A 25,325-nucleotide genomic window follows, 5' to 3' on the forward strand; every position below is an offset into this window, starting at 1 on the left:
ATGACCGAACAGCTTATCGCGGGTGCGGCCAAGGCCGGCTGCTGCCGCCTCTGCAACGCGCCGCTGCGCACCACCTTCTCCGACCTCAACATGTCGCCGCTGGCGAACTCCTTCGTGCCGGCGGACCGTGCCTATGCGATGGAGCCCTTCTACCCGCTGCACGCCTTTGTCTGCGACGAGTGCAAGCTGGTGCAGCTTTCCGAGTTCGAGACGCCGCAGGCCATCTTCGGCGACTACCTCTACTTCTCCTCCTTCTCCGACGCCTGGCTGCGCCATGCGGAGACCTATGCGAAGCGCATGACCGAGCGCTTCGGCCTGACGCCGGATTCGCTGGTGGTCGAGATCGCCAGCAACGACGGCTACCTGCTGCAGTACTTCAAGGCGATGGGCATCAAGGTGCTCGGCGTCGATCCGGCCGCCAACGTGGCGCAGGAGGCGATCGCCAAGGGCATCCCGACCGAGGTCGCCTTCTTCGGCGCCGAGACGGCCAGTCGCCTGCGCGCCGCCGGCCACGCGCCGAAGCAGATGGCCGCCAACAACGTGCTGGCGCATGTCCCCGACATGCACGACTTCCTGGAGGGCTTCCGCATCCTCCTGGCGCCGGACGGCGTGGTGACCTTCGAGTTCCCGCATCTGCTGAAGCTGATGCAGGAGAACCAGTTCGACACGATCTACCACGAGCACTTCTCCTACCTCTCGCTGCTGGCGGTGGAGCGGGCGCTGGCGGATCACGGGCTGGCCGTCTTCGACATCGAGGAAGTGCCGACGCATGGCGGCTCGCTGCGCGTCTTCGCGCGCCATGCCGGGAACACGGCGCTTCCTGAGCTGCCCTCGGTACAGAAGATCCGCGATGCCGAGAAGGATTACGGGCTCTACGGCCTCGACGCCTATCGCGCCTTCGCGGCCAGCACGGTCAAGATCAAGTGCGATCTGCTGCGCTTCCTGATCCAGGCCAAGGCCGAGGGCAAGGTCGTCGCCGGCTACGGCGCCCCGGCCAAGGGCAACACGCTGCTGAACTACTGCGGCGTGGGTCCGGAGCTGGTCCCCTTCACCGTGGACCGCAGCCACCACAAGCAGGGCCATCTCCTGCCGGGCGTACGGATCCCCATCAAGGCGCCACAGGCGATCCTCGACGCCAAGCCCGACTACGTCCTGATCCTGCCCTGGAACTTCAAGGACGAGATCGTCGAGCAGATGGCGGCGATCCGCGAATGGGGCGGGAAGTTCGTGGTGCCGATCCCGGAGCTGAAGATCCTCTGAGGCCCGAAGCCATGGGCAGGCGGCGAGCCTGCCCATGGCATGTCCGGAAACAGGCAGGGATCGCGTGCGGAACGGAGCGGAGGGACGGGAGGTGCAGGTGCAGGTGCAGGACATGAGCGGTCTCATCACCATCGGCATCCCGGCCCGCGGCCGGCCCTCGCTGCTCCAGGCGATGCGCTCCTGCCTGGAACAGGATTACCGCCCCCTGGAGATCGATGTCTGCGACGCTTCGCCGGGCGACGAGGTGGGCAGGCTGCTGCGCACCCTGCCCTTGCCGGACGGCATCACCCTCCGCCACTGCCGCAGCCGGCTGGCGACCGACCTCAACGGCTGCCTGAACCGGCTGATCGACCACGCGCGGGGCGAAAGGCTGGTCATCCTGCAGGACGACGACGCGCTGCTGCCCGGCGCCGTCACGGCGCTGGACGCCGCCTACCGCGCCAATCCGGACGTGGTCGCCGCCTATGGCCTCCAGCACTGCATCCTGGCCTCCGGCGAGTTCTCTGCCGAGGACACGGCGCGCCACAACGGGCGCCACCGGCGGATCGCCGCCGAGGCCGGGACCCGCTATGACCTGCTGGTCTGCGCCCTGTGGCGGCAGATCCCCCGCGACGGCGTCCTGATCCGCAGCGATGTCGCGAGGCAGATCGGCTACCGCGACGTGTCCGAGGTCGGGCTGGCGGGCGACACGGATTTCGGCATCCGGCTGGCCATGGCGTATCGCGGCCACGCCTTCTCCTTCATCGACCGGCCGACCAGCCTCCACCGCCTCCCGGCGCGGCAGGAGACCGGGATGAGCGGCGATGTCGTGGCGCGCCTCTATGACCATCTCGCCAGCCTCCACGACCTGTCGCCCGCCGAGGCCCAGGCCCGGGATCGGCTCTGGCGGGATCTCGCGCCCCAGGCGGTGCTGGAGCATGCCCTGGGCCGTCGGCGGCGCGAGGCGGTGCGCGTGCTCCTGTCCGGGCACTACGCCTGGCGGCAGGACCTGCCGAAGACCCTCTACCACCTCGTGCTGACCGCCCTGCCGGGCGTGCGGCACTTGCGCCGTTTCGGCACCGCGCGACGGGCCTGAAGCGGATGCGGCTTTCAACGGAGGAGACCCGGCCCGTGCTGCCCGGCCCGGTTTCCATGGCGCCCCTCCTCACGGGGCATGGCAGCTTCCATCAGGGGCAAGGACCAGGATGCGCATTCTGATCACCGGCAACATGGGCTATGTCGGCCCTGTCTTGGTTCGGCACTTGCGGCAGCGTTTCCCGCAGGCCGAACTCATCGGCTTCGACAGCGGGCTGTTCGCCCATTGCCTGACCACCCCCGACGCCGTACCGGAGGTGCTGCTGGACGCGCAGCATTTCGGCGACGTGCGGGCCTTTCCCGCCATCCTGCTGAAGGGTGTGGATGCGGTGGTGCACCTTTCCGCCCTGTCCAACGACCCGATGGGCAAGAATTTCGAGGCGCCCACCGAGGCCATCAACTACCGCGCCAGCCTGAAGATGGCGGAGCTCGCCCGTGATGCCGGGGTGAAGCACTTCGTCTTCGCCTCCTCCTGCAGCGTCTATGGCGCGGCCTCGGAAGGCGCGAAGCGTGAGGGCGACAGCACCGACCCGCTGACCGCCTATGCCCGTTCCAAGGTCGGCACCGAGGACGGGCTGCGCCAGTTCGACGCGGGCGACATGACCGTCACCTGCCTGCGCTTCGCCACCGCCTGCGGCATGTCGGACCGGCTGCGCCTCGACCTCGTGCTGAACGACTTCGTGGCCTGCGCCCTGACCTCCGGCCGGATCACGGTGCTGAGCGACGGCTCGCCCTGGCGCCCGCTGATCCATGTGAAGGACATGGCGCGCACCATCGAATGGGCAGCCACCCGCAAGCCGGAGAATGGCGGCCCGTTCCTGGTGGTGAATGCCGGCAGCGAGCCGTGGAACTATCAGGTTCGCGACCTGGCGCAGGAAGTCGCGGCGCAGCTTCCCGGCACGCAGGTGAGCATCAACACCGACGCCCCGCCCGACCGTCGCTCCTACCGCGTGGATTTCGGCCTGTTCCGTGAGCTGGCGCCGCAGCACCAGCCGCAGGTGACGCTGGACGAGGCGATCGCCGGGCTGATTGAGGGCCTGCGCCGGATCGGGTTCAACGATCCGGAATTCCGCAGCTCGCCCTATATCCGGCTGCACACCCTTTCCCGCCACATCGACGGCGGGCGCCTTTCACCGGATATCCGCTGGGTCCGCCAGTAGCCGCAAAGCCGGGCCGCGGCGTCGCACCCGTGGCTGGCCCACGGGGGAGAGGCGCCGCCTCTCACCCCGGCCCCCCTCTCCGCCGGGGACCGGAGCCGGTCCCCGGACCCCAAGCTTTCGTGGGTTCCCGTGGCGGCAGTCAGCCTGCGGCCTGATCCCTGGGAGCAGGTGGAAAGGCGGGGCTCCCGGAAAGAAGACTGGGCACCTTGTCAGCGTTGGCGGTGCCGGCAGTCCGCCGGAGAGCCATGCCCTCCGGCGCGATCCGGTGTCAGCAGGCGCCAACGAACCGGGACCAGGGCACGCCGTGTCCTGGCGAAGTAGGGACCGAGGAGGGAGTGCCGGGGCGAGGCAGCGACTTGCCCCCAACACACCGCCGCACCGGCGAGCCATCCTTCGCGCTCACGGCATCCGCGCGCTCATGGTCAGGAGTTCGTAGCGCGCCACCGTCTCGTCCTCCTGGTTGAAGACCTCCACATCCCAGCGCACCTCGCCGTATTCCGGCTTCCGCGCGGGGTTCTTCCGCTGCACGGTCAGCCGCACGCGGATCGAATCCCCGGGCGAGACGGGCTTGAGGAAGCGCAGCCGGTCCAGCCCGTAATTGGCGAGGAGCGGCCCGGGGGCAGGATCGACGAAGAGCCCGGCGGCGAAGCTCAGGATCAGGTAGCCATGCGCGACGCGGCCGGGGAAGAAGGGGTTCGCCTTCGCCGCCGCCTCGTCCATATGGGCGTAGAAGTTGTCGCCGGTGAATGCGGCGAAGTGCTCGATATCCGCCAGCGTGATGGTGCGCGGCCCGGTTTCCACCGTGTCGCCGACGGAAAGCGCGTCGTAGTCCAGGCGGAAGGGATGGGATTCCGGGATGCGCGTGGGCGCGCCCTTGATCCATCCCTCGCCCAGCGCGGCGAGCTTGGCGGGCGAGGCCTGGAGCGCCGTGCGCTGCATGTGGTGGAAGACGCCGCGCAGGCCGCCCATCTCCTCGCCGCCGCCCGCGCGGCCGGGGCCGCCATGCACCAGCGCCGGCAAGGGCGAGCCATGGCCCGTGGATTCCGCCGCGCTGTCGCGGTCGAGCAGGAAGAGGCGGCCGTGATAGGGCGCCAGCCCCGCCACCAGCTCCGCCGTCACCGTGGGGTCGTAGGAGAAGGCGGAAGCCACCAGGCTGCCCTCGCCGCGCCTTGCCAGGGCGACGGCTTCCTCCACCCCGTCATAGGGCATCAGCGTCGCCACGGGGCCGAAGGCTTCCAGCTCATGAACCAGGCTGGCCTGCAACGGGTGCTCGCAATGGAGCAGCACCGGGGCCATGAAGGCGCCCTTCTCCGCATCGCCGCCCAGCACCTCGCAATGGTCCGGATCGCCGCAAAGGATCGTCGCCTCGGCCCGGAGGCGCGCCACCGCCGCGCGCACGTCGCGGCGCTGGTCCAGGCTGGCGAGCGGCCCCATGCGCACGTCGTCGCGCCGCGGATCGCCGACGGTGACCTTGCCCAGCCGGGCGGCGAGCGCCTCCGCCACCGCCCCGACCCTTTCGCGCGGCACCAGGATACGGCGGATGGCGGTGCACTTCTGCCCGGCCTTGGCCGTCATCTCGCGCACCACCTCCTTCACGAAGAGGTCGAATTCCGGTGTTTCCGGCGTCGCGTCGGGGCCGAGGATGGCGGCGTTCAGCGAGTCCCGCTCCGCCACGAAGCGCACCGCGTTGCGCGACACCGCCGGGTTGTCGCGCAGCTTCACCGAGGTGGCGGCGGAGCCGGTGAAGGAGAGCAGGTCCTGCCCCGTCAGATGGTCCAGCAGGTCGCCCGTGCCGCCGGCCACGAACTGGAAGGCGCCCGGCGGCAGGAGGCCGGATGCCACGATCGCCTCCGCCACCGCATGGGCGACATAGGCGGTGGCGGTGGCCGGCTTGGCGATCACCGGCATGCCGGCCAGGATCGCGGGCGCCAGCTTCTCCAGCATGCCCCAACAGGGGAAGTTGAAGGCGTTCACATGCACCGCCACGCCCTGCAGCGGCGACAGGATGTGCAGCCCGGCGAAGCTGCCGTTGCGCGAAAGCCTCTCGACCTCGCCCTCCACCACGAAGCGTCCGGCGGGAAGCTCGCGGCGGCCGCGCGAGGCATAGGCGAAGAGCGTGCCGATGCCGCCGTCGATGTCGATCAGGCTGTCGCGCCGTGTCGCGCCCGTGTCGAAGGAGAGCTCGTAGAACGCCTCCTTGCGGTCGCCGAGGAAGGTGGCGAGGCGCTTCAGCATCTCCGCCCGCGCATGGAAGCCCAGGCGGCGCAGGGCGGGGCCGCCCGCCTCCCGCGCATGGCGGGCCATGGCGGCGAAATCCAGGCCCGCGCTGGAGGCCGTGGCCACCACCCGGCCATCAACGGCGCCGCGGATCTCGGCACCCGGGCCAGAGGGGGCGATCCAGCGGTCCTGGGCATAGCTGCGGAGGGTGAGCGGCATCGGCACGGTTTCCTTCCCCTGGGTACATCCCGTCGTTCCGGGCTCTGCGGGCCCTTTCCCTGGCCTGGCGGTTCCGGCAGTGCGATGGGGATGGCGAAAATTATTTGACCGTCCGGACGGTCAATGCAAGCTTTTCCTCGGGAGTTCCTCTGCTGCACCGCACAGCACGAGATCAGCCAGCACGCGATCCGTCATTGACAGGAGACAGGCGCCGGGGGGTTAATCGACCGTCCAGACGGTCAATAAAACAGGAAAATGGTCACGGGCGGCATAAGCCCGCGCCATCATAGGGGGGAGACGCGTCGATGAGCGACACGGTGCTGGTCGAGAACCGGGGAGGCTGGCGGAAGATCACGCTCCACCGCCCGGACAAGCTCAACGCCTTCAACGAGGAACTGCACGCCGCCCTGGCCGCGGCGCTGGACGGGGCCGCCGCCGATGCCGATTGCCGCGCCGTGCTGCTGACCGGCGCCGGTCGCGGCTTCTGCGCCGGGCAGGATCTCGGCGACCGGCGGGGCGAGGACGGACCGCCCGATCTCGGCGATACGCTGGAGCGCCTCTACAACCCCCTGGTGCGCCGGCTGCGCGGCCTGCCCAAGCCGGTGGTCTGCGCCGTCAACGGCGTGGCGGCGGGGGCCGGGGCCAATATCGCCCTGGCCTGCGACATCGTGCTGGCGGCGCATTCGGCGAAGTTCATCCAGGCCTTCGCCCGCATCGGCCTGGTCCCGGATTCCGGCGGCACCCATACCCTGCCGCGCCTGGTGGGCGAGGCACGGACCCGCGCGCTGATGCTGCTGGGCGAACCCGTCGAGGCACGACAGGCCGAGGCCTGGGGCATGATCTGGCGCGCGCTGCCGGACGAGGCGCTGATGCCGGAGGCCGAGGCCCTGGCGGCGCGTCTGGCCACCCAGCCGACCCAGGGCCTGGCCCTGACCAAGCAGGCGCTGGAGTCCTCCGCCACCAACACGCTCGCCGCGCAGCTCGACCTGGAGCGCGACCTGCAGCGCCGGGCCGGGCGAACGCCGGATTACGCCGAGGGCGTGCGCGCCTTCCTGGAGAAGCGGCCGCCGCGCTTCACCGGCCGCGCCGGATAGGCTTTCGCGACAATGGCCCTCGCCAAGAGGCCCCTGGAGGAACGGAAACCATGAGCGCCCCAAGCCTGAGCACCCCTTTGGCCACGGAACCGTCCGGCAGCGCTGCCCCCGTCCCGTTCCTGCACGCGGTGGAAGGCGCCAGCCGGGCCGAGATCCAGGCGCTGCAACGCGAGCGCCTCGCGCGGACGCTGCACCACGTTTATGAGAACGTCCCTTTCTACCGCGCGAAGTTCGACGCCGCGGGCGTGCATCCGCGCGACTTCCGGGACCTGCCGGACCTCGCGAAATTCCCCTTCACGGTGAAGACCGACCTGCGCGACACCTATCCCTTCGGCATGCTGGCCGTGCCGCGGGACCGGATCGCACGGTTGCACGGCTCCTCCGGCACCACGGGCAAGCCGATCGTGGTCGGCTATACCCAGGGGGACCTGGACCGCTGGGCCGACCTGATGGCGCGCTCCATCCATGCCGCCGGCGGGCGGCCGGGGATGATGCTGCACAACGCCTATGGCTACGGGCTCTTCACCGGCGGGCTCGGCGCCCATGCCGGCGGCGAGCGGCTCGGCTGTACCGTGGTGCCGGTCTCCGGCGGCATGACCGAGCGGCAGGTGCAGCTCATCAACGACTTCCGGCCCGGGATCATCATGGTCACGCCCAGCTACATGCTGGCGCTGCTGGACGAGTTCCACCGCCAGGGCCTCGACCCACGGCAGAGCTCGCTGCGGATCGGCATCTTCGGCGCCGAGCCCTGGACCAACGCGATGCGCCAGCAGATCGAGCAGGCCTTCGACATGCAGGCGGTGGACATCTACGGCCTGTCCGAGGTCATGGGACCCGGCGTGGCGCAGGAATGTGTGGAAACCAAGGACGGGCTGCATGTCTGGGAGGACCATTTCCTGCCCGAGGTGATCGACCCCCGCACCGGCGCGGTGCTGCCCGATGGCGAGAAGGGCGAGCTGGTCTTCACCACCCTGACCAAGGAGGGGATGCCCGTCATCCGCTACCGCACCCGGGACCTCACGCGCCTCCTCCCCGGCACGGCGCGGCCCGGCATGCGGCGGATGGAGAAGATCACCGGCCGCAGCGACGACATGATCATCCTGCGCGGCGTGAACGTCTTCCCGTCCCAGATCGAGGAGATCCTGCTCGGCCAGAACTGGTGCAGCGGGCATTTCCAGATCCACCTGACGCGCGAGGGGCGGCTCGACCAGATGGCGGTGCATGTGGAATGCCAGGGCGGCTACTGGGACGGCGAGGGCATGTTGCACGAGGCCGGGGAGATCGTCCGCCTGATCAAGAACATGGTCGGCATCACCACCCGCGTCGTGGTGGAACAGCCCGGCACGCTGGAACGTTCCATCGGCAAGATCCGCCGCGTGATCGACCGGCGGGGATAGGGGTGCGTTTTCGCGACAGCCCCGCGGGAGAGGCCTTGCCTCCCCCCGCCACCGGGGAGGCGTTGCCCTCTCCCGGCCATGGCGGCGCGGCCGGAAGCTTGACACGACAGGACCCAGGCCGGATTCCGGCCGGTGTCCCGATCCGCAGCAGGAATTGCCGATGAGCCGCCCGCGCGCATCCGACCATGACGACAAGCGCCGTGCGATCCTGGACCGCTCCGCGCGGCTTTTCGCCGAGCACGGCTATGACCGCGCCTCGACCAGCATGATCGCCCAGGCCTGCGGCGTGTCGAAGGCGCTGCTCTACCACTACTACCGCGACAAGCTGGAACTGCTGCACGACATCATCCGCTTCCACCTGGAGGAGCTGGTGGAGGTGGTGGAGGCCGTCTCGCCGCAGCCCGGGGCGCCGCCGCGCCGCTATCTGGAGGACCTCGCCGTGGCGCTGCTCGGCGCCTATGCCGGCGCGGATGCGGCGCATCAGGTGCAGATCGGGCAGTTGCGCCTGCTGCCGGAGGAGAAGAAGCGCGAGCTGGTGGCGCTGGAACGCCGCCTCGTCGCGGTCTTCGCCGAGGCGCTGCTGGCGGCGAGGCCGGACCTCGCCGGCAACCGGCTGCTGCTGAAGCCGCTCACGATGTCGCTCTTCGGCATGCTGAACTGGAACTACATGTGGTTCCGCCCCGGCGGCCCGCTCGGGCGGGAGGACTATGCCCGCCTCGCGGTCGGCCTCGTGCTGGATGGCGCTCCCAGCAAGATGGCCTTGCCGGAACTCGTCACATCTGATCGTAGTCGATGACCACGCGCGCGCTGGTGGGGCGCGCCTGGCAGGTCAGGGCATAGCCGGCCTCGATCTCCCAGGGCTCCAGCGAGTAGTTGACTTCCATCTCCACCGTGCCCTCCACTACCCGGGCGCGGCAGGTGCTGCACATGCCGCCCTTGCAGGCATAGGGCAGGTCCATCCCCGCCCGCAGCGCGGCGTCGAGCACGGCCTCGCCCTCGGCCACGGGCACCTCGCGCCGCTTGCCATCGACGATCAGCGCGGCGGTGTGCGCGGGCGGTGCGTCCTGGGCGGGCTTCGGCACCACCGCACGGCGCGGGCGGCCGTCGAAGGCGGAGACGAAGCGCTCCACATGCACGCGCTCCTCCGGGATGCCGAGTTCGCGCAGCGTGGCGGCGACATCCTCGCTCATCCCGGCGGGGCCGCACAGGAAGGCATGGTCCACGCCCGCGGCTGGCACGAGGTGGCGCAGCAGCAGGCGCACCTTCTCCCCATCCAGCCGTCCGTTCAGGATCGGCAGGTCCTGCTCCTCCTGCGACAGGACATGGAAGACGGAGAAGCGTTCGAGGAAACGGTCCTTCAGCTCCTCCAGCGCCTCGCGGAACAGCATGTCGCCAGCGGTGCGGTTGCCGTAGAAAAGGAAGAAGCGGCTGCGTGGCTCCCGTGCCAGCAGGAAGCGGATGATCGAAAGGATCGGCGTGATGCCCGACCCTGCCGCGAAGCCGAGATGCAGACGCGCCTCCCCCGGCTCCGGCGCGATGCCGAAGCGGCCGGTCGGTACCATCACCTCCAGCGCATCGCCCGCCCGCAGCGCCGTGTTGCACCAGCCGGAGAAGCTGCCACCCTCCACGCGCTTCACGGCGATGCGCAGTTCCCCGTCATCGGGGCCGGAGCAGATGGAATAGGAGCGGCGGACCTCCTCGCCCTCGAAGTCCCGCCGGAGCGTCAGGTACTGGCCCGGCCTGAAGCCGTAGAGCGGCTTCAGCGCCTCGGGCACCTCGAAGGCGATGGAGACGGCATCCGGCGTCTCGCGCCGCAGGTCCGCGACGCGGAGGCTGTGGAAGCGCGGCAGGCTGCTCGACATGAAAGCGTCCTCAGTGGCAGCGGAAATGGTCGAAGGGCTCGCGGCAGGCGAGGCAGCGCCACAGCGCCTTGCAGGAGGTGGAGCCGAATTCCGCGATCCGCTCCGTGCGCGCGGAGCCGCATCGCGGGCAGGCCACCTCATCCTCCTCCCCGAACAGGGCACGCCGCCCGCCTGTCCGGCCGGGCGGGGCGATGCCGTAGTCGTGCAGCTTCTGCCGCCCTTCCTCGGTCATCCAGTCCGTGGTCCAGGCGGGGGACAGCACCGTGCGCACGCGCGCCCGCGGAATGCCCGCGCGCTCCAGCGCCATCTCCACCTCCACCGCGATCATGTTCATCGCCGGGCAGCCGGAATAGGTCGGGGTGATCAGCACCTCCACCGCACCATCCACCTCCCGCACGTCGCGCAGCACGCCCAGGTCGGCGATGGTGAGGACGGGGATCTCCGGGTCCACCACCTCCGCCGCGGCGCGCAGGGCACGGTCGCGCAGGGTTTCCGCGGCACTCACCACACGGCGCCCGGATAGGTGCGCTGGAGATGCTGCATCTCCGCCAGCAGGTGCCCCAGATGCTCGCTGTGCCGGCCGCTGCGGCCGCCGCTCTGCATCCAGGCCTCCGGCGCGGGCATGGACAGCGTCGCCTGTTCCAGCACCTCCCGCACCGTCGCCAGCCAGGTCCCGCGCAGCGTGGCCGGGTCCACCGCCACACCCGCCTCGATCAGCGCGCGCTCGGCCGCATCGGCCTCGAACATCTCGCCGGTATAGGGCCAGAGCAGCGCCAGCGCCTCGGCGGCGCGGGCATGGCTCTCGGCGGTGCCGTCACCCAGGCGGATCACCCATTCCGCGCTGTGGCGCAGGTGATAGGCGCTCTCCTTCTCCGACTTCGCGGCGATGGCGGCGAGCGTGGGGTCGGCGGAGCGCATCATTGCCCGCCAATAGGGATCGGCGAAGGCGGAATAGAGGAACTGCCGCAGGATGGTCCGCGCGAAATCGCCGTTCGGCTGCTCCACCAGCAACAGGTTCCGGTACTGGCCGGACTCCCGCAGATAGGCGAAGCCGTCCTCGTCATGCCCCTCGTCGCCCAGCACCGCCGCATGGGCGTAGAGCGAGCGCGCCTGGCCGATCAGGTCGAGGGCGATGTTGGCCAGCGCCATGTCCTCTTCCGGCATCGGCGCGTGGCCGCACCATTCCGACAGGCGATGGCCCAGGACCAGCGCGTCATCCGCCCGGCGCAGGGCATGGAGCACCGGCGGCGTCTCGCGGACACGGATCGAACTCGTGGCCATGTGTGCTTCCTTCCCCCCGCCGCGTCACATATGCCCGACCTCGTCCGGCACCTCGTAGAAGGTCGGGTGCCGGTAGATCTTGGAGGCGGTGGGCTCGAACATCATGCCCTTCTCCGAGGGGTCGGAGGCGGTGATGGCGCTGGAAGGCACGACCCAGACCGAGAGCCCTTCCCCCCGCCGCGTATAGACGTCCCGCGCCGCCTGCAGCGCCAGCGTGGCATCCGCCGCGTGCAGCGAGCCGACATGCTTGTGCGACAGGCCGTTGCGGCTGCGGATGAAGACCTCCCAAAGAGGCGTGGCCTGTTCCTTCATGGCTTCCTCCCTCCGCTCAGGCCGCGGCGCGGCGGCGTGCGCTGCGCTTGGCCGCATGGGCCAGCGCGGCCTCCCGCACCCAGGCGCCCTCGCGATGCGCCTTGTTGCGCGCGGCCAGGCGCTCGCGGTTGCAGGGGCCGTTGCCGGCCAGGACCTGCTTGAACTCCGCCCAGTCGATCGCGCCATACTGCCAGTGGCCCTGCGCGCCTTCCGGGGCATCGGCCGGGGGCGGCACGAAGCGCAGCTCCGGATCGGGGATGACCAGGCCGAGATACCGCGCCTGCGGCACGGTGGCATCGACGAAGCGCTGTCGCAGTTCGTCATTGGAGAAGCGCTTGATCTTCCAGCGCGTGGACTGGTCGGAATGCTGGCTGGCCGCATCCGGCGGGCCGAACATCATCAGGCAGGGCCACCACCAGCGGTCCAGCGCGTCCTGCGCCATGGCCTTCTGCTCCCCGGAGCCGCGGCACAGCGTCAGCATGATCTCGTAGCCCTGGCGCTGGTGGAAGCTTTCCTCCTTGCAGACGCGGATCATGGCGCGGGCATAGGGGCCGTAGGAGCAGCGGCAGAGCGGGATCTGGTTCATGATCGCCGCGCCGTCCACCAGCCAGCCGATCGCGCCGATATCCGCCCAGGTGAGGGTCGGATAGTTGAAGATCGAGGAATACTTGGCCTTGCCGGCGAGAAGCTGCTCCGTCAGCTCCTCCCGCGTCACGCCCAGCGTCTCGGCGGCGGCGTAGAGGTAGAGGCCGTGGCCGCATTCGTCCTGGACCTTGGCCAGCAGCGCGGCCTTGCGGCGCAGGGAGGGGGCGCGGGTGATCCAGTTGCCTTCCGGCAGCATGCCGACGATCTCGGAATGCGCGTGCTGGGAGATCTGCCGGACCAGCGTCCGGCGATAGGCCTCGGGCATCCAGTCGTTCGGCTCGATGCGCTCCTCCGCATCGACACGCGCCTGGAAGCGCGCAGCCGCCCCGGCATCCTCCAGCAGGGGGATGTCGCGCGGCTCGTCCTTCTGGTTGAGCGCCTGCGTGTACATGGCCGGCCTCCCTGACGTCCTTGGTTGGGAGGATCATATGTGACGGAATTTATGTCTTCAAGGATTATTCGTCACATGTCATCGCGGAAGCGCCGCCAGAGTTCCGCTCCCGGCGCGGGCAGCGGCCCGTCCTCGTCCGCCGCATGGGCATCGAGCCAGGCCTCGGAGGCAGGCAGGAGCCGGGCGTAAAGATCGGCGCAGGCCCGCCGCGCCTCCCCGCCTGGCCAGTCCGCCGGCAACATGCCGTGCGGCAGGAACGGATCGCGCAGCACCACGCGGCGGTATTCATGGATCAGCAGCAGCCGCGCCACCAGCGACTCCAGCCCCGGGAGCCCGGCCTCCGGCATGCGCCCCGACACCTCTCCGAAGGGTTCCAGGAAGCGCCGGTAGCTGGCGGCGATACCCTCCAGGTCCCAGGCCAGGGCAGCCAGCCGCCTCGCCTCCGCCGTTCCCGCCCGCGCCTCCAGCGCGATCGCGGTCCGGGCCTCGGCGGGAACCGTCCGGTCCCAGGGCGCCAGCCAGAGATCCGGCAGCGCGGCGCCATAGCCTGCCGCCCGCAGCGCCTCGCGCGCCGGCTCCCGCGCCATCTCCGGCGGCAGGAGGAGCAGGCGCAAGCGGTCATCCTCCACCCCGGCCGCATGCGGGCCGTAGATGCGCCGCGCCGCCTCGGCAAAGGTTCCCGCGCCCTTTTCCGCGAGGCGGTAGAAGCTGTTCCGTCCCAGCCGCCGCCGCTCCAGCCAGCCATCCGCCGCGAGGCGCGACACGGCGGCCCGCACGGCGGCATCGTTGACCCCCATCCCACCAAGGACTTCGGCCAGGGTCTGCAGCCCCACGGAGCCGCCGCGCGGCAGGATGGCGTCGCCGTAGAAGGTGATGACCAACGACCAGGTGCGCGACGGCTCGCTGTTCAGGTGGCGCAGGATCGGTTCGAGGAACGGGGAGGACATCTCCCCCTGCATAGCCAGCGCGGGGCCGGCACGGAACCGGCCGGATCGCGGCCGTCTTGTCCCGCCCTGGCCGGACGCGCAGAGTATCCCTGACCGGGCGACCGGTGAAAACGACGCCAGGAGGAACCGGAATGGAGATGGAAGCGCAGGACCCGGCGCAGCGCCTGGCGGAACGGTGCGTCGCCGCCATGCTGGAGCGCGATCCGGCCAGCAGCGGCCTCGGCATGCGGCTGCTGCGCGTGGCGCCCGGCGAGGCGGAACTGTCGATGCGGATCGTGCCGCACATGCTGAACGGCCACCAGAACTGCCACGGCGGCTTCATCTTCACCCTGGCGGATTCGGCCTTCGCCTGTGCCTGCAACAGCTTCGACCGCCTCACGGTCGGCCAGTCCTGCACCATCCACTACATCCGCCCCGTCACGGCCGGCACGGTGCTGACCGCCCGCGCCCGGCGCCTCGCCGAGGCCGGGCGCAGCGGGATCTACGATGTCCTGGTGCTGGACGAGCAGGAGCAGGTCGTCGCCACCTTCCGGGGCCAGTCCCGCACCGTCGGCGGCAGCATGCTGGGCGGGGAATAGGACACCTCCCGGGAAGGTTTCCCCGCCGGCGCCGCGTCCCCGGGAGCAAAGGCAAAAACGCGCCCCCGAACCGGTCATCCGTGCGCCGCCAGGCGCCGGAAGCGTTCAGGAGCCCGGCGGAACGGTGAAGCAGGGCATGCCGCTGCCCTGGAGGCGCTGGCAGGCACTTCCGGCGCCATCGGCGGAAAGGCCGGTCAGGCGGGCGCGGTAGAGCGTGCCGTTATGGCTGACCGGGGTAATGCTGTCCCGGGCGCTGGCCAGCAGGCCGCCGGTGCGCGACCGGGCGACGGAAAGCGCGGCACGGGAGATGGCGGGGTCGGGGAAGGCGCCGACCTGGATGCCCCAGCCGCCCCCTCCCCCCATGCCACCACCATAGCGGGCCGGCAGGGCCAGGGTGCCCGGAGGCGCGGCGGCCGGGCGCTGCACCGGCGGTGCCTCGGCGGCCTGGGCGGTGCCGGTCCAGGACGGGAGGGAACCGCGGGACTCCGTGGGGACGTTCGGATACAGGGCTGGAGGCGGAGAGGCGTAGGCGGATTCCCGGACCGCGTAGGCGGCCGGGATCACCGGGCTGCTTCCCTCCTCCCCGGTCCGGTTGCCGGTCGGGGTGGAGGCGGTGACGAGGCCGCCGCCGTCGAAGGCGCGGTTGGCCGGGTCGTCATAGGCATAGGCGCCGCCACCCGTGACCAGGCCGCCGCCCTCATAGGCGCGGTTGGCGGGGTCCTCCGCCGCAGGGCCGGGTGGCGCGGAGGCGTAGCCGGGGGTGGCGTAGGCACCCGTGGCCGGGCGGCGAGCACTGGCCAGGCGGGTGCCGGCCGGGGCGCGGCCGGCCTGGGAGGCGCCGCCCATGCCGGTGTAACTGCCCGTCGGGGCAGAGGCGGTGACCAGCCCGCCACCGTCATAGGCGCGGTTGGCCGGGTCGTTATAGGCATAGGCCGTGCCCGAGCCGGTGGCGAAGCCGGCGAGCGGGCCGGTCATGGCGACCTCCGTGCCCAGGCGCGGGGCGATGCGGGCGAGGTAGTTGATCGTCTCGCCCGGCAGTTCGGAGTTGCCGGCAAGGTAGTCGGAAAGGCGCTGCGGCCCGGCATTGTAGGCGGCGAGGAAGGCCGGGGCACCGAACTGGTCCGACATCTCGCGGATATAGGCGGCGCCGGCCATGATGTTGCTGCGCGGCTCGTAGGGGTCGGAGCCCAGGCCGTAGCGGGATCGCAGGATGTCGTAGGTGGCGGGCATCACCTGCATCAGCCCCATGGCACCGACCCGGCTGGTGGCGGTGGGATTGCCGGCGGATTCCTGGCGCATGACCTCGCGGATCCAGCGTTCCGGGATCGCGAAGCGGCTGGCGGCCTCGCGGACATGCGGGCCCCAGGGATCGCCCTCGGGCCCGGGCGCGCGGTAGGAACGCGCGGCGTGGGAGAGATAGCTGCTGGCCTCGGCGCGGGAGGCCCCGGCCGCGGCGGTGTCGTAGCCGTAGTCGCCGTTGCCGTCATAGCCGCGCCGGCCGTCCCAGACGAAGCGGCTGGTATAGGCGGGCGGGCCGCAGGCCGAGAGCAGCAGCAGGAGCGGCAACAGGGAGAGCGCGCGTCTCGCCATGGTCCTCCGATGACCTCCCCCAATGGTCAAACCCGACGATCCCCCGGATCGTCGGGGGAACGGGCGCCGGGAAGGACCACGGGCCATGGGACGGCTCGTGGCGCGGTCCCGCTCCCGGGACAGGCTATAGCGGGGGAATGGCTTCGGAATGGTTGCGGCAAGGCCACAGCCCACAGGCGACGACTCGTTCCCCCTCGGCACCCATCCTCCTCCGCATGCACCGGGATCGCGGCATCAACAAGGCGTGGCGGACGGCACGGGGGCCGCCGCGGCGGAGGTGCGGAAGCGGAACGGTGGGGCGGCGTGGCCGGCGGGACACGGGAGCCGTGGGGAGAGGGATTGCGAAAACCGGGTTTCGCCGGCGCGGCCTGCTGAAACCGGGGGGCGCCAGGGCCATTTGCATGCCGAGATGAACACATCCCCTTCCACCGCCCTCACCGCCGCGCCGCTCACCCCCGAGGCCCGCGCCGAACTGGCCGGAGCCGTGCGGATCCTGGAGAACCCATCCATCGCCGCCCGCATGGCGGCGATGGCGGGCACGCCCGTTTCCGCGCTGAAGCGCCGGTTGCCGGAATTCGTGCAGTCGGGCGTGGATGGCGCCGTGCGGCGGGCGATCGAGGCCGCCTGGAAGGCGGCGCTGCGCTCCAGGCCCGGGCGGGCGCCGCATGGGCTGGCGCCGGACTGGCTGCATCGCGGGCTGGCGGCGGCCTCCGGCGTCGCGGGCGGGGCCTTCGGCCTGGCGGGAACCCTGACGGAACTGCCGGTCACCACCACCATCCTGCTGCGCCAGATCGCCTCCGAGGCGGCGGAACAGGGCGAGGACCTCACCGACCCGATGGTGCAGGCGGAATGCCTGAAGGTCTTCGCCCTGGGCAGCGAGGACCTGGACGAGGACCCGGCCCAGAGCAGCTACTTCGCCGCCCGCATCGCCCTGGCGCAGGTGTTGCCGAATGCGGTGACCAACCTGGGCGCTGCGGTGATGCCGGGCTTCCTGGCGCGGATCGCCGGGCGCTTCGCCGCCGCGGTGGGACTGAAGCTCTCGGCCCAGGCGGTGCCGGTGCTGGGGGCCGCGGCCGGGGCGGCGATCAACATTTCCTTCCTGGAGCATTTCCGGAACGTGGCGCGGGCGCATTTCACCGTGCGGCGGCTGGAGCGGGCACATGGGCCCGCCACGGTGCGGGAGGCCTACGAGGCGCTGAGGGACGCGCGCATGGCGGCGTAAGAGGCCGCGTCCCGCAGGCTGTTCCGGCGGCCGGAACAGCCACACCCGCCCTGGTCCGGACAGCCGCGCGATGGATGGCGCGGCGTGGCGCTTCCAGCGGCGCGCGGGTTGGGGCAGGCTGGGGCGGTGAAGATCATCGACCGCCGCTTCCTTGTCATGCTGGCGCTCGGCTTTTCCGCCGGGCTTCCTTTTCCGCTGACCGCCTTCGTCCTTCGCCAATGGATGGCCGAGTCGCAGGTGGACCTGACCGCCATCGGACTGACGGCGCTGATCGGCCTGTCCTATTCGCTGAAGTTCCTGTGGTCGCCGCTTCTGGACCAGGCGCCGCCACCGCTGTTCCGGCGCTGGGGGCGGCGGCGCGGCTGGCTGGGGACGATCCAGCCGCTTCTGGCGCTGGCCATCCTGGGCGTGGGGCTGACCGATCCGGTGGAGCATCCGGGCTGGATGGCGGCGCTCGCCGTGCTGGTGGCCTTCCTGTCCGCCTCGCAGGACATCGTCATCGACGCCTACCGCATCGAGGTGCTGGAGGAGACGCAGCAGGGCTACGGGCTGGCCTGCTATGTCTGGGGTTATCGCGGCGCGCTGCTGGTGGCGGGGGCCGGGGCGCTGGCCACGGTGGGCTTCGCCGGATGGGCCGGGGCCTATGCGATGTGCGCGGCGCTGATCCTGATGGTGGGCTTCGTCGCCACCGGCTTCGCGCCACGACCGGCGGAGGTGGCGCTGCGGGCGCTGCCCTGGGCCCGGCGGATGCGCTCGGGCATGGTGGACCCGTTCCTGGACTTCATGCGTCGCCCGGCCTGGCAGGCCATCCTGGGCTTTGTCGCGCTGTACAAGCTGGGGGAGGCGCTGGCGCATGTGATGACCACGCCCTTCTACCGCGAACTCGGCTTCTCGCGCCTCGACGTGGCGCAGGTCTCCTCGGTCTTCGGGCTCTTCGCCACGCTGCTGGGCGCGCTGGCGGGCGGCTGGCTGATCCGGCGCATCGGCGTGGCCAAGGCGCTGGTGGTCACCGGGCTGGGGCAGATGCTGTCCAACCTGATGTATGTGGCCCTGGCGCGGGCCGGGCACGACATGGGGATGCTGTGGCTGCAGGTGGGGGTGGAGAACGTGACCGGCGGCCTCGCCGATGCGGCCTTCCTCACCTATCTCGGCAGCCTGACCAGGCGGTCCTTCACGGCGACCCAGTATGCCCTGCTGTCCTCGCTGGCGGCCCTGCCGCTGCACACGATCGGTGGCTCCTCCGGCTGGCTCGCCGCCCGGCTGGGCTGGGAGAGTTTCTTCATCACGACCACCCTGGCCGCGCTGCCGGCCATGGTGCTGATGCTCTATTTGCTGCGCCGCCTGCCGCCACCGCCGAAGGCCGCGGTGGCGGCGGAAGCGGCGGAATAGCGAGGCGGCCCCCAGGGGCAGGCGCTGCCTTTCAACGGTCGGAGGCCATCAGCCCGCCAGCAGGAAGTCCAGCAGCACTTGGTTGAAGGGTTCCGGCTGCTCCACGGTGAAGGCATGGCCGCCGTGCTCCGTGAGCCAGAGCCTCGCATCGGGCAGGGCTTCGGCGAGGTGGCGGGAGGCGGTCCAGGGCACCAGCAGGTCGTCGCGGGAGGCCGCGACCAGGGTGGGCGCGGCGATGGCAGGTAGGTCGGCGCGGGCATCGAAGGCGCGGAGGGCGGCGATGCGGCGGCGGAGGTTGCGCTCGCCCTGGAAGCCGGCGATGCCCCGGGCGATCTCGGCATCCATCCTGCCGGAATGCTCCGCCATGTAAGGGGCGGTATGCAGGAAGAGAGGCTGGGCCGCGACATAGGCGGCAGGACCCTGCGCTTCCAGGATGCCGAGGCGGATGTCGAAGCAGCGCTCGGAATGCGGCTCCACCTTCGCCCAGGCATTGACCGCGACGAGGCGGGCGAGGCGTCCGGGATGGCGGCGGGCGAGTTCGAGGCCGACCAGGCCACCCAGGGCGTGGCCCAGGAAATGGGCACGGGCGATGCCGGCGGCGTCGAGAACCCGCACCACGTCATCGGCCATGTCGGCGATGGCATAGGCACCCGGCAGGGGCCCGGCGTTGCTTCCCGTGCCGCGCTGGTCGAAGGCCACGACCTGGAGATGTTCCTCCAGCGCGGCGCGCTGCGGCTTCCAGAAGCCGGCGAGGCCGCCAAGGCCGGCGGACAGGACCACCGCCGCGGCGCCGGGCCTGCCGGTGACCTCGTGGCGGAGCGCCGTCACGCAGGGTGGCCGATATGGGCCACGCTGGCGATCTCGACCAGGGCGTCGGGCTTCACCAGCCCGCATTGGATGCAATAGCGGGCGGGTTTGTCCCCGGGGAAGTACTCCGCATAGACGGCATTGATGGCGCCGTAGTTCGCCCAGTCGGTGAGAAAGATATGGTTCATGGCAATGTCGGCCATGGTGCCGCCGGCGGCCTCGACCACACCCTTGATGGTTTCCAGCACGTGGCGTGCCTGGGCGGCGGCATCGCCGATATGGACCACGTTGTTGTCCTTGTCGAAGGGCAGCGTGCCGGAGACGTAGAGCACGCCATGCGCCATGGCGCCGGGGGAATAAGGCGCCAGCGGCTTGCCGGAACCGGCGGGGATGACAGGCTTGATGGGCATGGCACGGGTTTCCTCGTTCCGGATGGCCGGTCGGCCGGCGAATGCCACGCAAGCCGCATGCCATCGCCTGTCCCGGGCATGCGACCGGGTTCACGCGGAGGACGGCCTTTCCTGACCGTGCCGTGCTGGCAGCCGCCCCGGGGGAGAGGCGCCGCCTCTCCGCCCGGACCCCCACTCCGCCAGGGACCGAAGCCGGTCCCCGGACCCCGGGGCTTGCGTTGGCTCTCCATGGTGGCCGCCAGCCTGCGGCTTGATCCCTGGGAGCAGGTGGCGACGCGGGGCACCCGAATAGAAAGACATCGTGTCCGCGCGGGTGGCATCGGCAGTCCGCCGGAGAGCCATGCTCTCCGGCGCGATCCGGCCACAGCGAGAACCAACTCATCGGGTCCAGGGCCCGCAGGGTCCTGGCGGATAGGGGGTCCGGGGGAAAGGCAGCGCCTTTCCCCCGGGACGGCGCAACGCCAAAGCCCTGAAGCACGGATCAGCGTCCGGTTCCAGTCTCCTGGGCATCCTCCGCGGCGCGGGCGTTCTCGGCGGCGCGCATGGCGGCCTCGGCCTCGGGGTTGAGGGGCTGGCCGGTGCGGCGGGGCGGGATCAGCGGGCCGGGGACGGGGCGGTTGCCGTACATGAGTTCCCGCCCGGCCAGCAGACCATCGCAGAGCTGGATGTCGAGGCGCTGGCGGTCACGGCGGCGGACGTCGTCGGTGATCCCGGCGGCCTCCTCCTCCGGTACGTCCAGCCCCTCCAGCGCGGCGCGGCCCATGGCGAGCGCGGCGTCGAAGGTCTCTCGGACCTCGAAGGCCACGTCGCGCTTGATGAGATCCAGCGTATGGCCGCGGTCATAGGCGCGGACATAGAGCCTGGCCTGGGGGAATTCCTCCTGCGCCAGGGTGACGATGCGGTCGGTGGTGGCGCGGTCGGCGGTGCAGACCAGGATGGCGCGGGCGCGGCCGGCGCCGGAGGTGCGCAGCACGTCGAGGCGGGTGCCGTCGCCGTAGTAGACCTGGAAGCCGAAGCGGGCGGCGGCGCGGATCATCTCCACATCGGTCTCGATGGTGGAGACGGTGAAGCCGCGCGCCAGCAGGGCCTGGCTGGCGACCTGGCCGAAGCGGCCGAAGCCGATGATCAGCGCGTCGCCGTGCAGGGATTCGGCGCGCTCGATGCCCTCCATCGAGGGGGCGTCGCGTTCCGGCCACCGCTCCGCCAGCAGCACGGCGAGCGGGGTGAGCGCCATGGAGAGGATGACGGTGGCGGTGAGCATGGCGCCGGTGCGGGCATCGACCAGCCCGGCGCCGCCGGCGGCGGCGTAGAGGACGAAGGCGAACTCGCCGCCCTGGGCGAGCACGGCGGCGCGGCGCACGGCCTCCCGCGTTCCGGCGCCGAAGAGGCGGGCGACCAGGAAGACCATGGCGGACTTGGCCAGCATCAGCAGCACCACGCCGGCCAGGATCAGCAGCCCGTCGCTGCGCAGCACGCCGAGGTCGAGGCTCATGCCGACGCCCATGAAGAAGAGGCCGAGCAGGATGCCGCGGAAAGGCTCGATGTCGGTTTCGAGCTGGTGGCGGAAGGTGGATTCCGAGAGCAGCACGCCGGCCAGGAAGGCACCCATGGCCATGGACAGGCCGCCGAGCTCCATGGCCAGCGCAGCGCCGAGGACGACGAGCAGGGCGGCGGCGGTCATCACCTCCCGCGCCCCGGCGCGGGCGAGCAGGGCGAACATCGGGTTCAGCAGCCAGCGGCCGGCCGCGACCAGGGCGGCGAGCGAGAGCAGGGCGAGGCCGACGGAAACCCAGCGCGAGCCTTCCGCCTCATGGCCCGGTGCGAGGATCGCGACCAGGGCGAGGAGCGGCACGATGGCCAGGTCTTCCAGCAGCAGGATGGAAACGATGCGCTGGCCGGCGGGTGTGGAGACCTCGCCCCGTTCCTCCAGCACCTGCATGGCGATGGCGGTGGAGGAGAGGACGAAGCCCATGGCGGCCACGAAGGCCACGGCCGGGGCGAAGCCGGCGAGCCACAGGATGGCGGTCAGCACGACGCCGCAGGCACAGACCTGGGCGACGCCGAGGCCGAAGATCTCCCGCCGCAGGCTCCAGAGACGGGAGGGCTGCATCTCCAGCCCGATGATGAAGAGGAACATGACCACGCCGAGCTCGGCGATGTGCAGCACGGCCCCCGGCTCCGCCACCAAGCGCAGGCCGAAGGGGCCGATGGCGAGGCCGGCGGCGAGGTAGCCGAGCACGGAGCCCAGGCCCAGGCGGCGGAAGACGGGGACCGCCACCACCGCCGCCCCGAGCAGGATGACGACCGGGGCGAGATCCGTGACGTAGCCTTCTTCCGCCATCATCCGCCCGATCCTCCTCCGTACGTACCCCGGCGCAGCTTAGGCGGCGGAGGCACGGGGCGGCCAGCCACAGGCCAGTGGCAGTCCAGGTTGCCCGCCTGCCAAGCGGACACACCCCGCTCAGGCTGCCCATTTTTCGCTCGGGCAGCGATGCGGAGGAGGACAGGCGATGCGGGCGCCTGCCCTCCCGCGTAACCTATGGCCCTGACAGCGTCCACAGACACCAGCGAAAGCCCGAAGGCCGGGAGAGGAGGCGCTTTCCCAGGGGATGCCGCAAGACGAACGGCACGGGAAAAGCCGCGATCCGCGACGGCGGCGGCTATTCCGCGGCCCGCGACAGCGGCGTCGCCACATCCTCCAGCGAGCGGCGCTCGGCGGCGAAGCCCAGCTTCCATTCGGTGGCGGCGGCGATCAGCATCAGCGCGGCGCCCAGCATGTAGCCCCACATGATGTTGTCGCGCGCCCCGCCTTCGATCAGCGCGCCGAACAGCGCAGGGCCGGCGACGCCGCCGATGCCGGTGCCGAAGGCATAGAAGAGGGCGATGCCCATGGCGCGCATCTCCAGCGGGAAGCTCTCGCCCACGGTAAGATAGGCGGCCGAGGCGGCGGCGGAGGCGAAGAAGAAGATCACCGTCCAGGCCGCCGTCTGCTCCCAGGCGGAAAGCCAGCCCTGGGCGAAGGCATAGCCGGTGGCGGCCATCAGGATGCCGGACAGGGCATAGGTGGCGGTGATCATCGGCCGGCGGCCGATGCTGTCGAAGAAATGGCCGAGCAGCAGCGGCCCCATCAGGTTGCCAACCGCGAAGGGCAGCATGAACCAGCCGATATGGTTGGGCTCGATGCCATAGAAGCGGGTGAGCACCAGGGCATAGGTGAAGAAGATCGCGTTATAGCAGAAGGCCTGGCAGGCCATCAGCACGATGCCCAGGACCGAACGCTCCGGATAGGTGCGGAACATGGTCGCCGCGACTTCCCGCAGGCTGGTATGGGTGCGGGGCGTGAGGCGGATGGTGCGGTGTTCCGCCGCCGGCAGCGGGCCGCGGTTGTCGCGCACCCAGTCCTCGATGTCGCCGACGATGCGCTCGGCCTCGTGCTGCCGGCCATGGGTCATCAGCCAGCGGGGGCTTTCGGGGATCCAGCGGCGCAGGAAGAGCACGATGAGCGACAGGGCGCCGCCGATGCCGAAGGCGAGGCGCCAGCCGATCTCCGGGTCGATCACGCGCGGGTCGAGCAGCACCACCGCGCCCAGGGCACCGAAGGCGGCGCCGGCCCAGAAGGTGCCGTTGACCGCCAGGTCGGTGACGCCGCGGCGGCGGGCGGGGATGAGCTCCTGGATGGTGGAGTTCACCGCCGCGTACTCGCCGCCGATGCCCGCGCCGGTGAGGAAGCGAAAGAAGGCGAAGCTCCAGAAATTCCAGGAGAAGCCCGTCGCGATGGTCGCCACCATGTAGACCAGCAGGGTGACGGTGAAGAGCTTCTTGCGGCCCAGGCTGTCGGTGAGGCGGCCGAAGAAGAGGGCGCCCAGGACGGCGCCGATGAGGTAGGCGGAGGCGCTGAGGCCGATCTGGGTCTCGGTCAGGCGCAGGACGGGGCTGTTGTGGATGGCGCCGCCGAGCGAGCCGACAAGGGTGACCTCCAGCCCGTCCAGGATCCAGGTGATGCCGAGCGCCACGACCACCAGCCAGTGGAAGCGCGACCAGGGCAGGCGGTCCAGTCGCGCGGGGATGTCCGTCTCGAAGCTGGCCTTCCCACTGGCCGCCGCGGTGGTGCTGGCGCGTCCCTCCATCGGTCCGGTCCTCCCTCCTTGCCTTTGCGGTCCCTGCCCTCCCTGGCACGTGCCGCCCGGATAGGAAACGCCGAAATGGCCGAAGGTTCCCGAGGAGGAGCGGTTCGCCAGGGCAGGATGGGACAGCCTGCCCCGGACAGGCCGGACGGGGCAGGCGGGCGCGGATGGCTGGGTCCCGGCCCGGGCCATGCCTGGCGGCGCGCGATTTGCCTAGCCTGCCGGGATGGCGGGCCACCGCCTCCCCTTCCGCTGGATGTCCGTGTGATCCTTTCCGTCTTCTGGCTGCCGGCGACGCTCGGGGCCGCTTTCTTCCAGTCCTGGCGCACGGCGATGCAGCAGAGGCTGCGCGGCACGATGTCGGTGAATGCCGCCGGACTGGTGCGCTTCCTCTATGGCGCGCCCACGGCGCTGACGCTGCTGCTGCTGCACTGGCTGCTGCTGGGCGGCGGGATGCCGCGGCCGGGCTGGGGCTTCCTCGGCTGGGCGCTGGTGGGCGGGCTGGTGCAGATCCTCGGCACCAACCTGCTGATCATGAGCTTCGGCTACCGCAACTTCGTGGTCGGCACCGCCTACAGCAAGACGGATGCGATGCAGGGGGCGATCCTGGGCACGCTGGTGCTGGGTGAGGTGCTGCGGCCTCTGGCCTGGCTCGGCGTGCTGGTCAGCGTGGCGGGGGTGCTGGTGCTCTCGCTGGCGGGCAAGGCCAGCGGGCCGCGCGACCTGCTGCGCGCCACGGTGCAGCCGGCGGCGCTCTGCGGCCTGGGGGCGGGACTGGCCTTCGCCGCCACCGGCATGTTCACCAAGCTGGCCATGGCGATGCTGCCTCCGGGCACGGACGCCGTGCGCGGGGCGCTGGTGGCGCTGACGGTGATGACCACGCTGCAATCGCTGATGCAGGGCGGCTGGATGCTGTGGCGCGAGCCGGAACATCTGCGCGCGGTCTTCCGCGGCTGGCGCAAGGCGGCGCCGGTGGGGGCACTCTCGGCACTGGGCTCGGCCTGCTGGTTCACCGGCTTCGCCCTGGCGCCGCTGGGGCTGGTGCGGGCAGTGGGACAGGTCGAGATCCTGATGACCATGGCGCTGGGGCGCTTCTACCTGCGGGAAAGCTTCACCCGCTCGGAGGTGATCGGGGCGGTGACGGTGGTGGCGGGGGTGCTGCTGGTGCTGGCGGGGGCCTGAGGAAGACAGCCCGCCGTCGGCAACCCTTCGCCCTTGGCGAACCGGCCTTCCGAGCCCGGCTCCCGATACGGCCCGCCCGGGATGACGCGGGCGGCTGCCGGTCCGCGCTTCACGGCTTTGGCGTTGCGCCGTCCCGGGGGACAAGGCTCCGCCTTTTCCCCCCG

Annotated in this window: 22 protein-coding genes; 10 read left to right on the forward strand and 12 right to left on the reverse strand. The window is 70.9% G+C overall.

Annotated features, from left to right (window positions below; translation table 11 throughout):
- From BT98_RS0121430 to BT98_RS0121440, 3 genes are all read left to right on the forward strand, one after another.
- Nucleotides 1–1,260: a class I SAM-dependent methyltransferase gene (locus BT98_RS0121430; protein ID WP_051004946.1), complete on the forward strand. Its 1,260-nt coding sequence runs from the start codon at nt 1–3 to the stop codon at nt 1,258–1,260.
- 64 nt (nt 1,261–1,324) lie between these two features.
- Nucleotides 1,325–2,335 carry a glycosyltransferase family A protein gene (locus BT98_RS0121435; RefSeq protein ID WP_019462228.1) on the forward strand — a complete coding sequence of 337 codons (1,011 nt, stop codon included), beginning with the start codon at nt 1,325–1,327 and terminating at the stop codon, nt 2,333–2,335.
- Nucleotides 2,336–2,444: 109 nt separating this feature from the next.
- Nucleotides 2,445–3,494, forward strand: a complete 1,050-nt coding sequence (locus tag BT98_RS0121440) for an NAD-dependent epimerase/dehydratase family protein (protein ID WP_019462227.1) — start codon at nt 2,445–2,447, stop codon at nt 3,492–3,494.
- 399 nt (nt 3,495–3,893) lie between these two features.
- On the opposite strand, the gene paaZ is transcribed toward BT98_RS0121440, so the two are convergent.
- The gene (paaZ, locus tag BT98_RS0121445) at nt 3,894–5,930 is read right to left on the reverse strand and encodes a phenylacetic acid degradation bifunctional protein PaaZ (protein WP_019462226.1); all 2,037 of its coding nucleotides are present in this window, start codon (nt 5,928–5,930) and stop codon (nt 3,894–3,896) included.
- Between the two features lie 305 nt (nt 5,931–6,235).
- Between paaZ and paaG the strand changes: the two genes are divergently transcribed.
- The 3 genes from paaG (at nt 6,236) to BT98_RS0121460 (ending at nt 9,217) form a co-directional block, all read left to right on the forward strand.
- The gene (paaG, locus tag BT98_RS0121450) at nt 6,236–7,024 is read left to right on the forward strand and encodes a 2-(1,2-epoxy-1,2-dihydrophenyl)acetyl-CoA isomerase PaaG (protein WP_019462225.1); all 789 of its coding nucleotides are present in this window, start codon (nt 6,236–6,238) and stop codon (nt 7,022–7,024) included.
- Between the two features lie 50 nt (nt 7,025–7,074).
- Complete coding sequence (gene paaK / locus BT98_RS0121455; protein ID WP_081798699.1) at nt 7,075–8,421, forward strand: phenylacetate--CoA ligase PaaK; 1,347 nt, start codon at nt 7,075–7,077, stop codon at nt 8,419–8,421.
- Nucleotides 8,422–8,581: 160 nt separating this feature from the next.
- Nucleotides 8,582–9,217: a TetR/AcrR family transcriptional regulator gene (locus tag BT98_RS0121460; RefSeq protein WP_019462223.1), complete on the forward strand. Its 636-nt coding sequence runs from the start codon at nt 8,582–8,584 to the stop codon at nt 9,215–9,217.
- Here BT98_RS0121460 and paaE read toward each other — a convergent pair.
- The 6 genes from paaE to BT98_RS0121490 form a co-directional block, all read right to left on the reverse strand.
- On the reverse strand, nt 9,195–10,283 hold the full coding sequence (gene paaE, locus BT98_RS0121465; RefSeq protein WP_019462222.1) for a 1,2-phenylacetyl-CoA epoxidase subunit PaaE: 1,089 nt from the start codon (nt 10,281–10,283) through the stop codon (nt 9,195–9,197). The two genes, BT98_RS0121460 and paaE, sit on opposite strands and share 23 nt — an antisense overlap.
- 10 nt (nt 10,284–10,293) lie before the next feature.
- Nucleotides 10,294–10,788: a 1,2-phenylacetyl-CoA epoxidase subunit PaaD gene (paaD, locus tag BT98_RS0121470; protein WP_202801218.1), complete on the reverse strand. Its 495-nt coding sequence runs from the start codon at nt 10,786–10,788 to the stop codon at nt 10,294–10,296.
- Nucleotides 10,785–11,564, reverse strand: a complete 780-nt coding sequence (paaC, locus tag BT98_RS0121475) for a 1,2-phenylacetyl-CoA epoxidase subunit PaaC (protein ID WP_019462220.1) — start codon at nt 11,562–11,564, stop codon at nt 10,785–10,787. Before paaC ends, paaD begins: the two co-directional genes overlap by 4 nt.
- A gap of 24 nt (nt 11,565–11,588) precedes the next feature.
- Complete coding sequence (paaB, locus tag BT98_RS0121480) at nt 11,589–11,876, reverse strand: 1,2-phenylacetyl-CoA epoxidase subunit PaaB (RefSeq protein ID WP_019462219.1); 288 nt, start codon at nt 11,874–11,876, stop codon at nt 11,589–11,591.
- A gap of 16 nt (nt 11,877–11,892) precedes the next feature.
- Complete coding sequence (paaA, locus tag BT98_RS0121485; protein ID WP_019462218.1) at nt 11,893–12,912, reverse strand: 1,2-phenylacetyl-CoA epoxidase subunit PaaA; 1,020 nt, start codon at nt 12,910–12,912, stop codon at nt 11,893–11,895.
- Nucleotides 12,913–12,983: 71 nt separating this feature from the next.
- Nucleotides 12,984–13,859 carry a PaaX family transcriptional regulator C-terminal domain-containing protein gene (locus tag BT98_RS0121490; RefSeq protein ID WP_026033398.1) on the reverse strand — a complete coding sequence of 292 codons (876 nt, stop codon included), beginning with the start codon at nt 13,857–13,859 and terminating at the stop codon, nt 12,984–12,986.
- 131 nt (nt 13,860–13,990) lie between these two features.
- Here BT98_RS0121490 and paaI point away from each other — a divergent pair, with 131 nt between their 5' ends.
- Nucleotides 13,991–14,437, forward strand: coding sequence for a hydroxyphenylacetyl-CoA thioesterase PaaI (gene paaI, locus BT98_RS0121495; protein WP_019462216.1), 447 nt, complete (start codon nt 13,991–13,993; stop codon nt 14,435–14,437).
- A gap of 105 nt (nt 14,438–14,542) precedes the next feature.
- Here the strand turns inward: paaI and BT98_RS0121500 are convergent, their stop codons facing one another.
- Nucleotides 14,543–16,027 (reverse strand): lytic transglycosylase domain-containing protein, encoded by a 1,485-nt coding sequence (locus BT98_RS0121500; RefSeq protein ID WP_081798700.1) that lies wholly within the window; start codon nt 16,025–16,027, stop codon nt 14,543–14,545.
- Between the two features lie 409 nt (nt 16,028–16,436).
- Between BT98_RS0121500 and BT98_RS0121505 the strand changes: the two genes are divergently transcribed.
- Both BT98_RS0121505 and BT98_RS0121510 read left to right on the forward strand, forming a co-directional pair.
- Nucleotides 16,437–17,249, forward strand: a complete 813-nt coding sequence (locus BT98_RS0121505) for an EcsC family protein (protein ID WP_051004944.1) — start codon at nt 16,437–16,439, stop codon at nt 17,247–17,249.
- 84 nt (nt 17,250–17,333) lie between these two features.
- The gene (locus BT98_RS0121510; protein ID WP_237719393.1) at nt 17,334–18,638 is read left to right on the forward strand and encodes an AmpG family muropeptide MFS transporter; all 1,305 of its coding nucleotides are present in this window, start codon (nt 17,334–17,336) and stop codon (nt 18,636–18,638) included.
- 48 nt (nt 18,639–18,686) lie between these two features.
- Here BT98_RS0121510 and rutD read toward each other — a convergent pair whose 3' ends face one another.
- The 4 genes from rutD to BT98_RS25600 all read right to left on the reverse strand — a co-directional run bounded on the left by rutD (nt 18,687) and on the right by BT98_RS25600 (nt 23,982).
- A complete protein-coding gene (gene rutD / locus BT98_RS0121515; RefSeq protein WP_019462213.1) occupies nt 18,687–19,466 on the reverse strand; it encodes a pyrimidine utilization protein D in 780 nt (259 codons plus the stop codon).
- Nucleotides 19,463–19,855 (reverse strand): pyrimidine utilization protein C, encoded by a 393-nt coding sequence (gene rutC, locus BT98_RS0121520; protein ID WP_019462212.1) that lies wholly within the window; start codon nt 19,853–19,855, stop codon nt 19,463–19,465. Before rutC ends, rutD begins: the two co-directional genes overlap by 4 nt.
- A 481-nt stretch (nt 19,856–20,336) precedes the next feature.
- Complete coding sequence (locus tag BT98_RS0121525; protein WP_019462211.1) at nt 20,337–22,199, reverse strand: monovalent cation:proton antiporter-2 (CPA2) family protein; 1,863 nt, start codon at nt 22,197–22,199, stop codon at nt 20,337–20,339.
- Between the two features lie 316 nt (nt 22,200–22,515).
- Nucleotides 22,516–23,982: an MFS transporter gene (locus BT98_RS25600; RefSeq protein ID WP_019462210.1), complete on the reverse strand. Its 1,467-nt coding sequence runs from the start codon at nt 23,980–23,982 to the stop codon at nt 22,516–22,518.
- 261 nt (nt 23,983–24,243) lie between these two features.
- Here BT98_RS25600 and BT98_RS0121535 point away from each other — a divergent pair, with 261 nt between their 5' ends.
- On the forward strand, nt 24,244–25,161 hold the full coding sequence (locus BT98_RS0121535) for a DMT family transporter (RefSeq protein WP_019462209.1): 918 nt from the start codon (nt 24,244–24,246) through the stop codon (nt 25,159–25,161).
- Nucleotides 25,162–25,325: the final 164 nt, after the last annotated feature.

Source organism: Roseomonas mucosa ATCC BAA-692, assembly GCF_000622225.1.
GTDB lineage: Bacteria > Pseudomonadota > Alphaproteobacteria > Acetobacterales > Acetobacteraceae > Roseomonas > Roseomonas mucosa.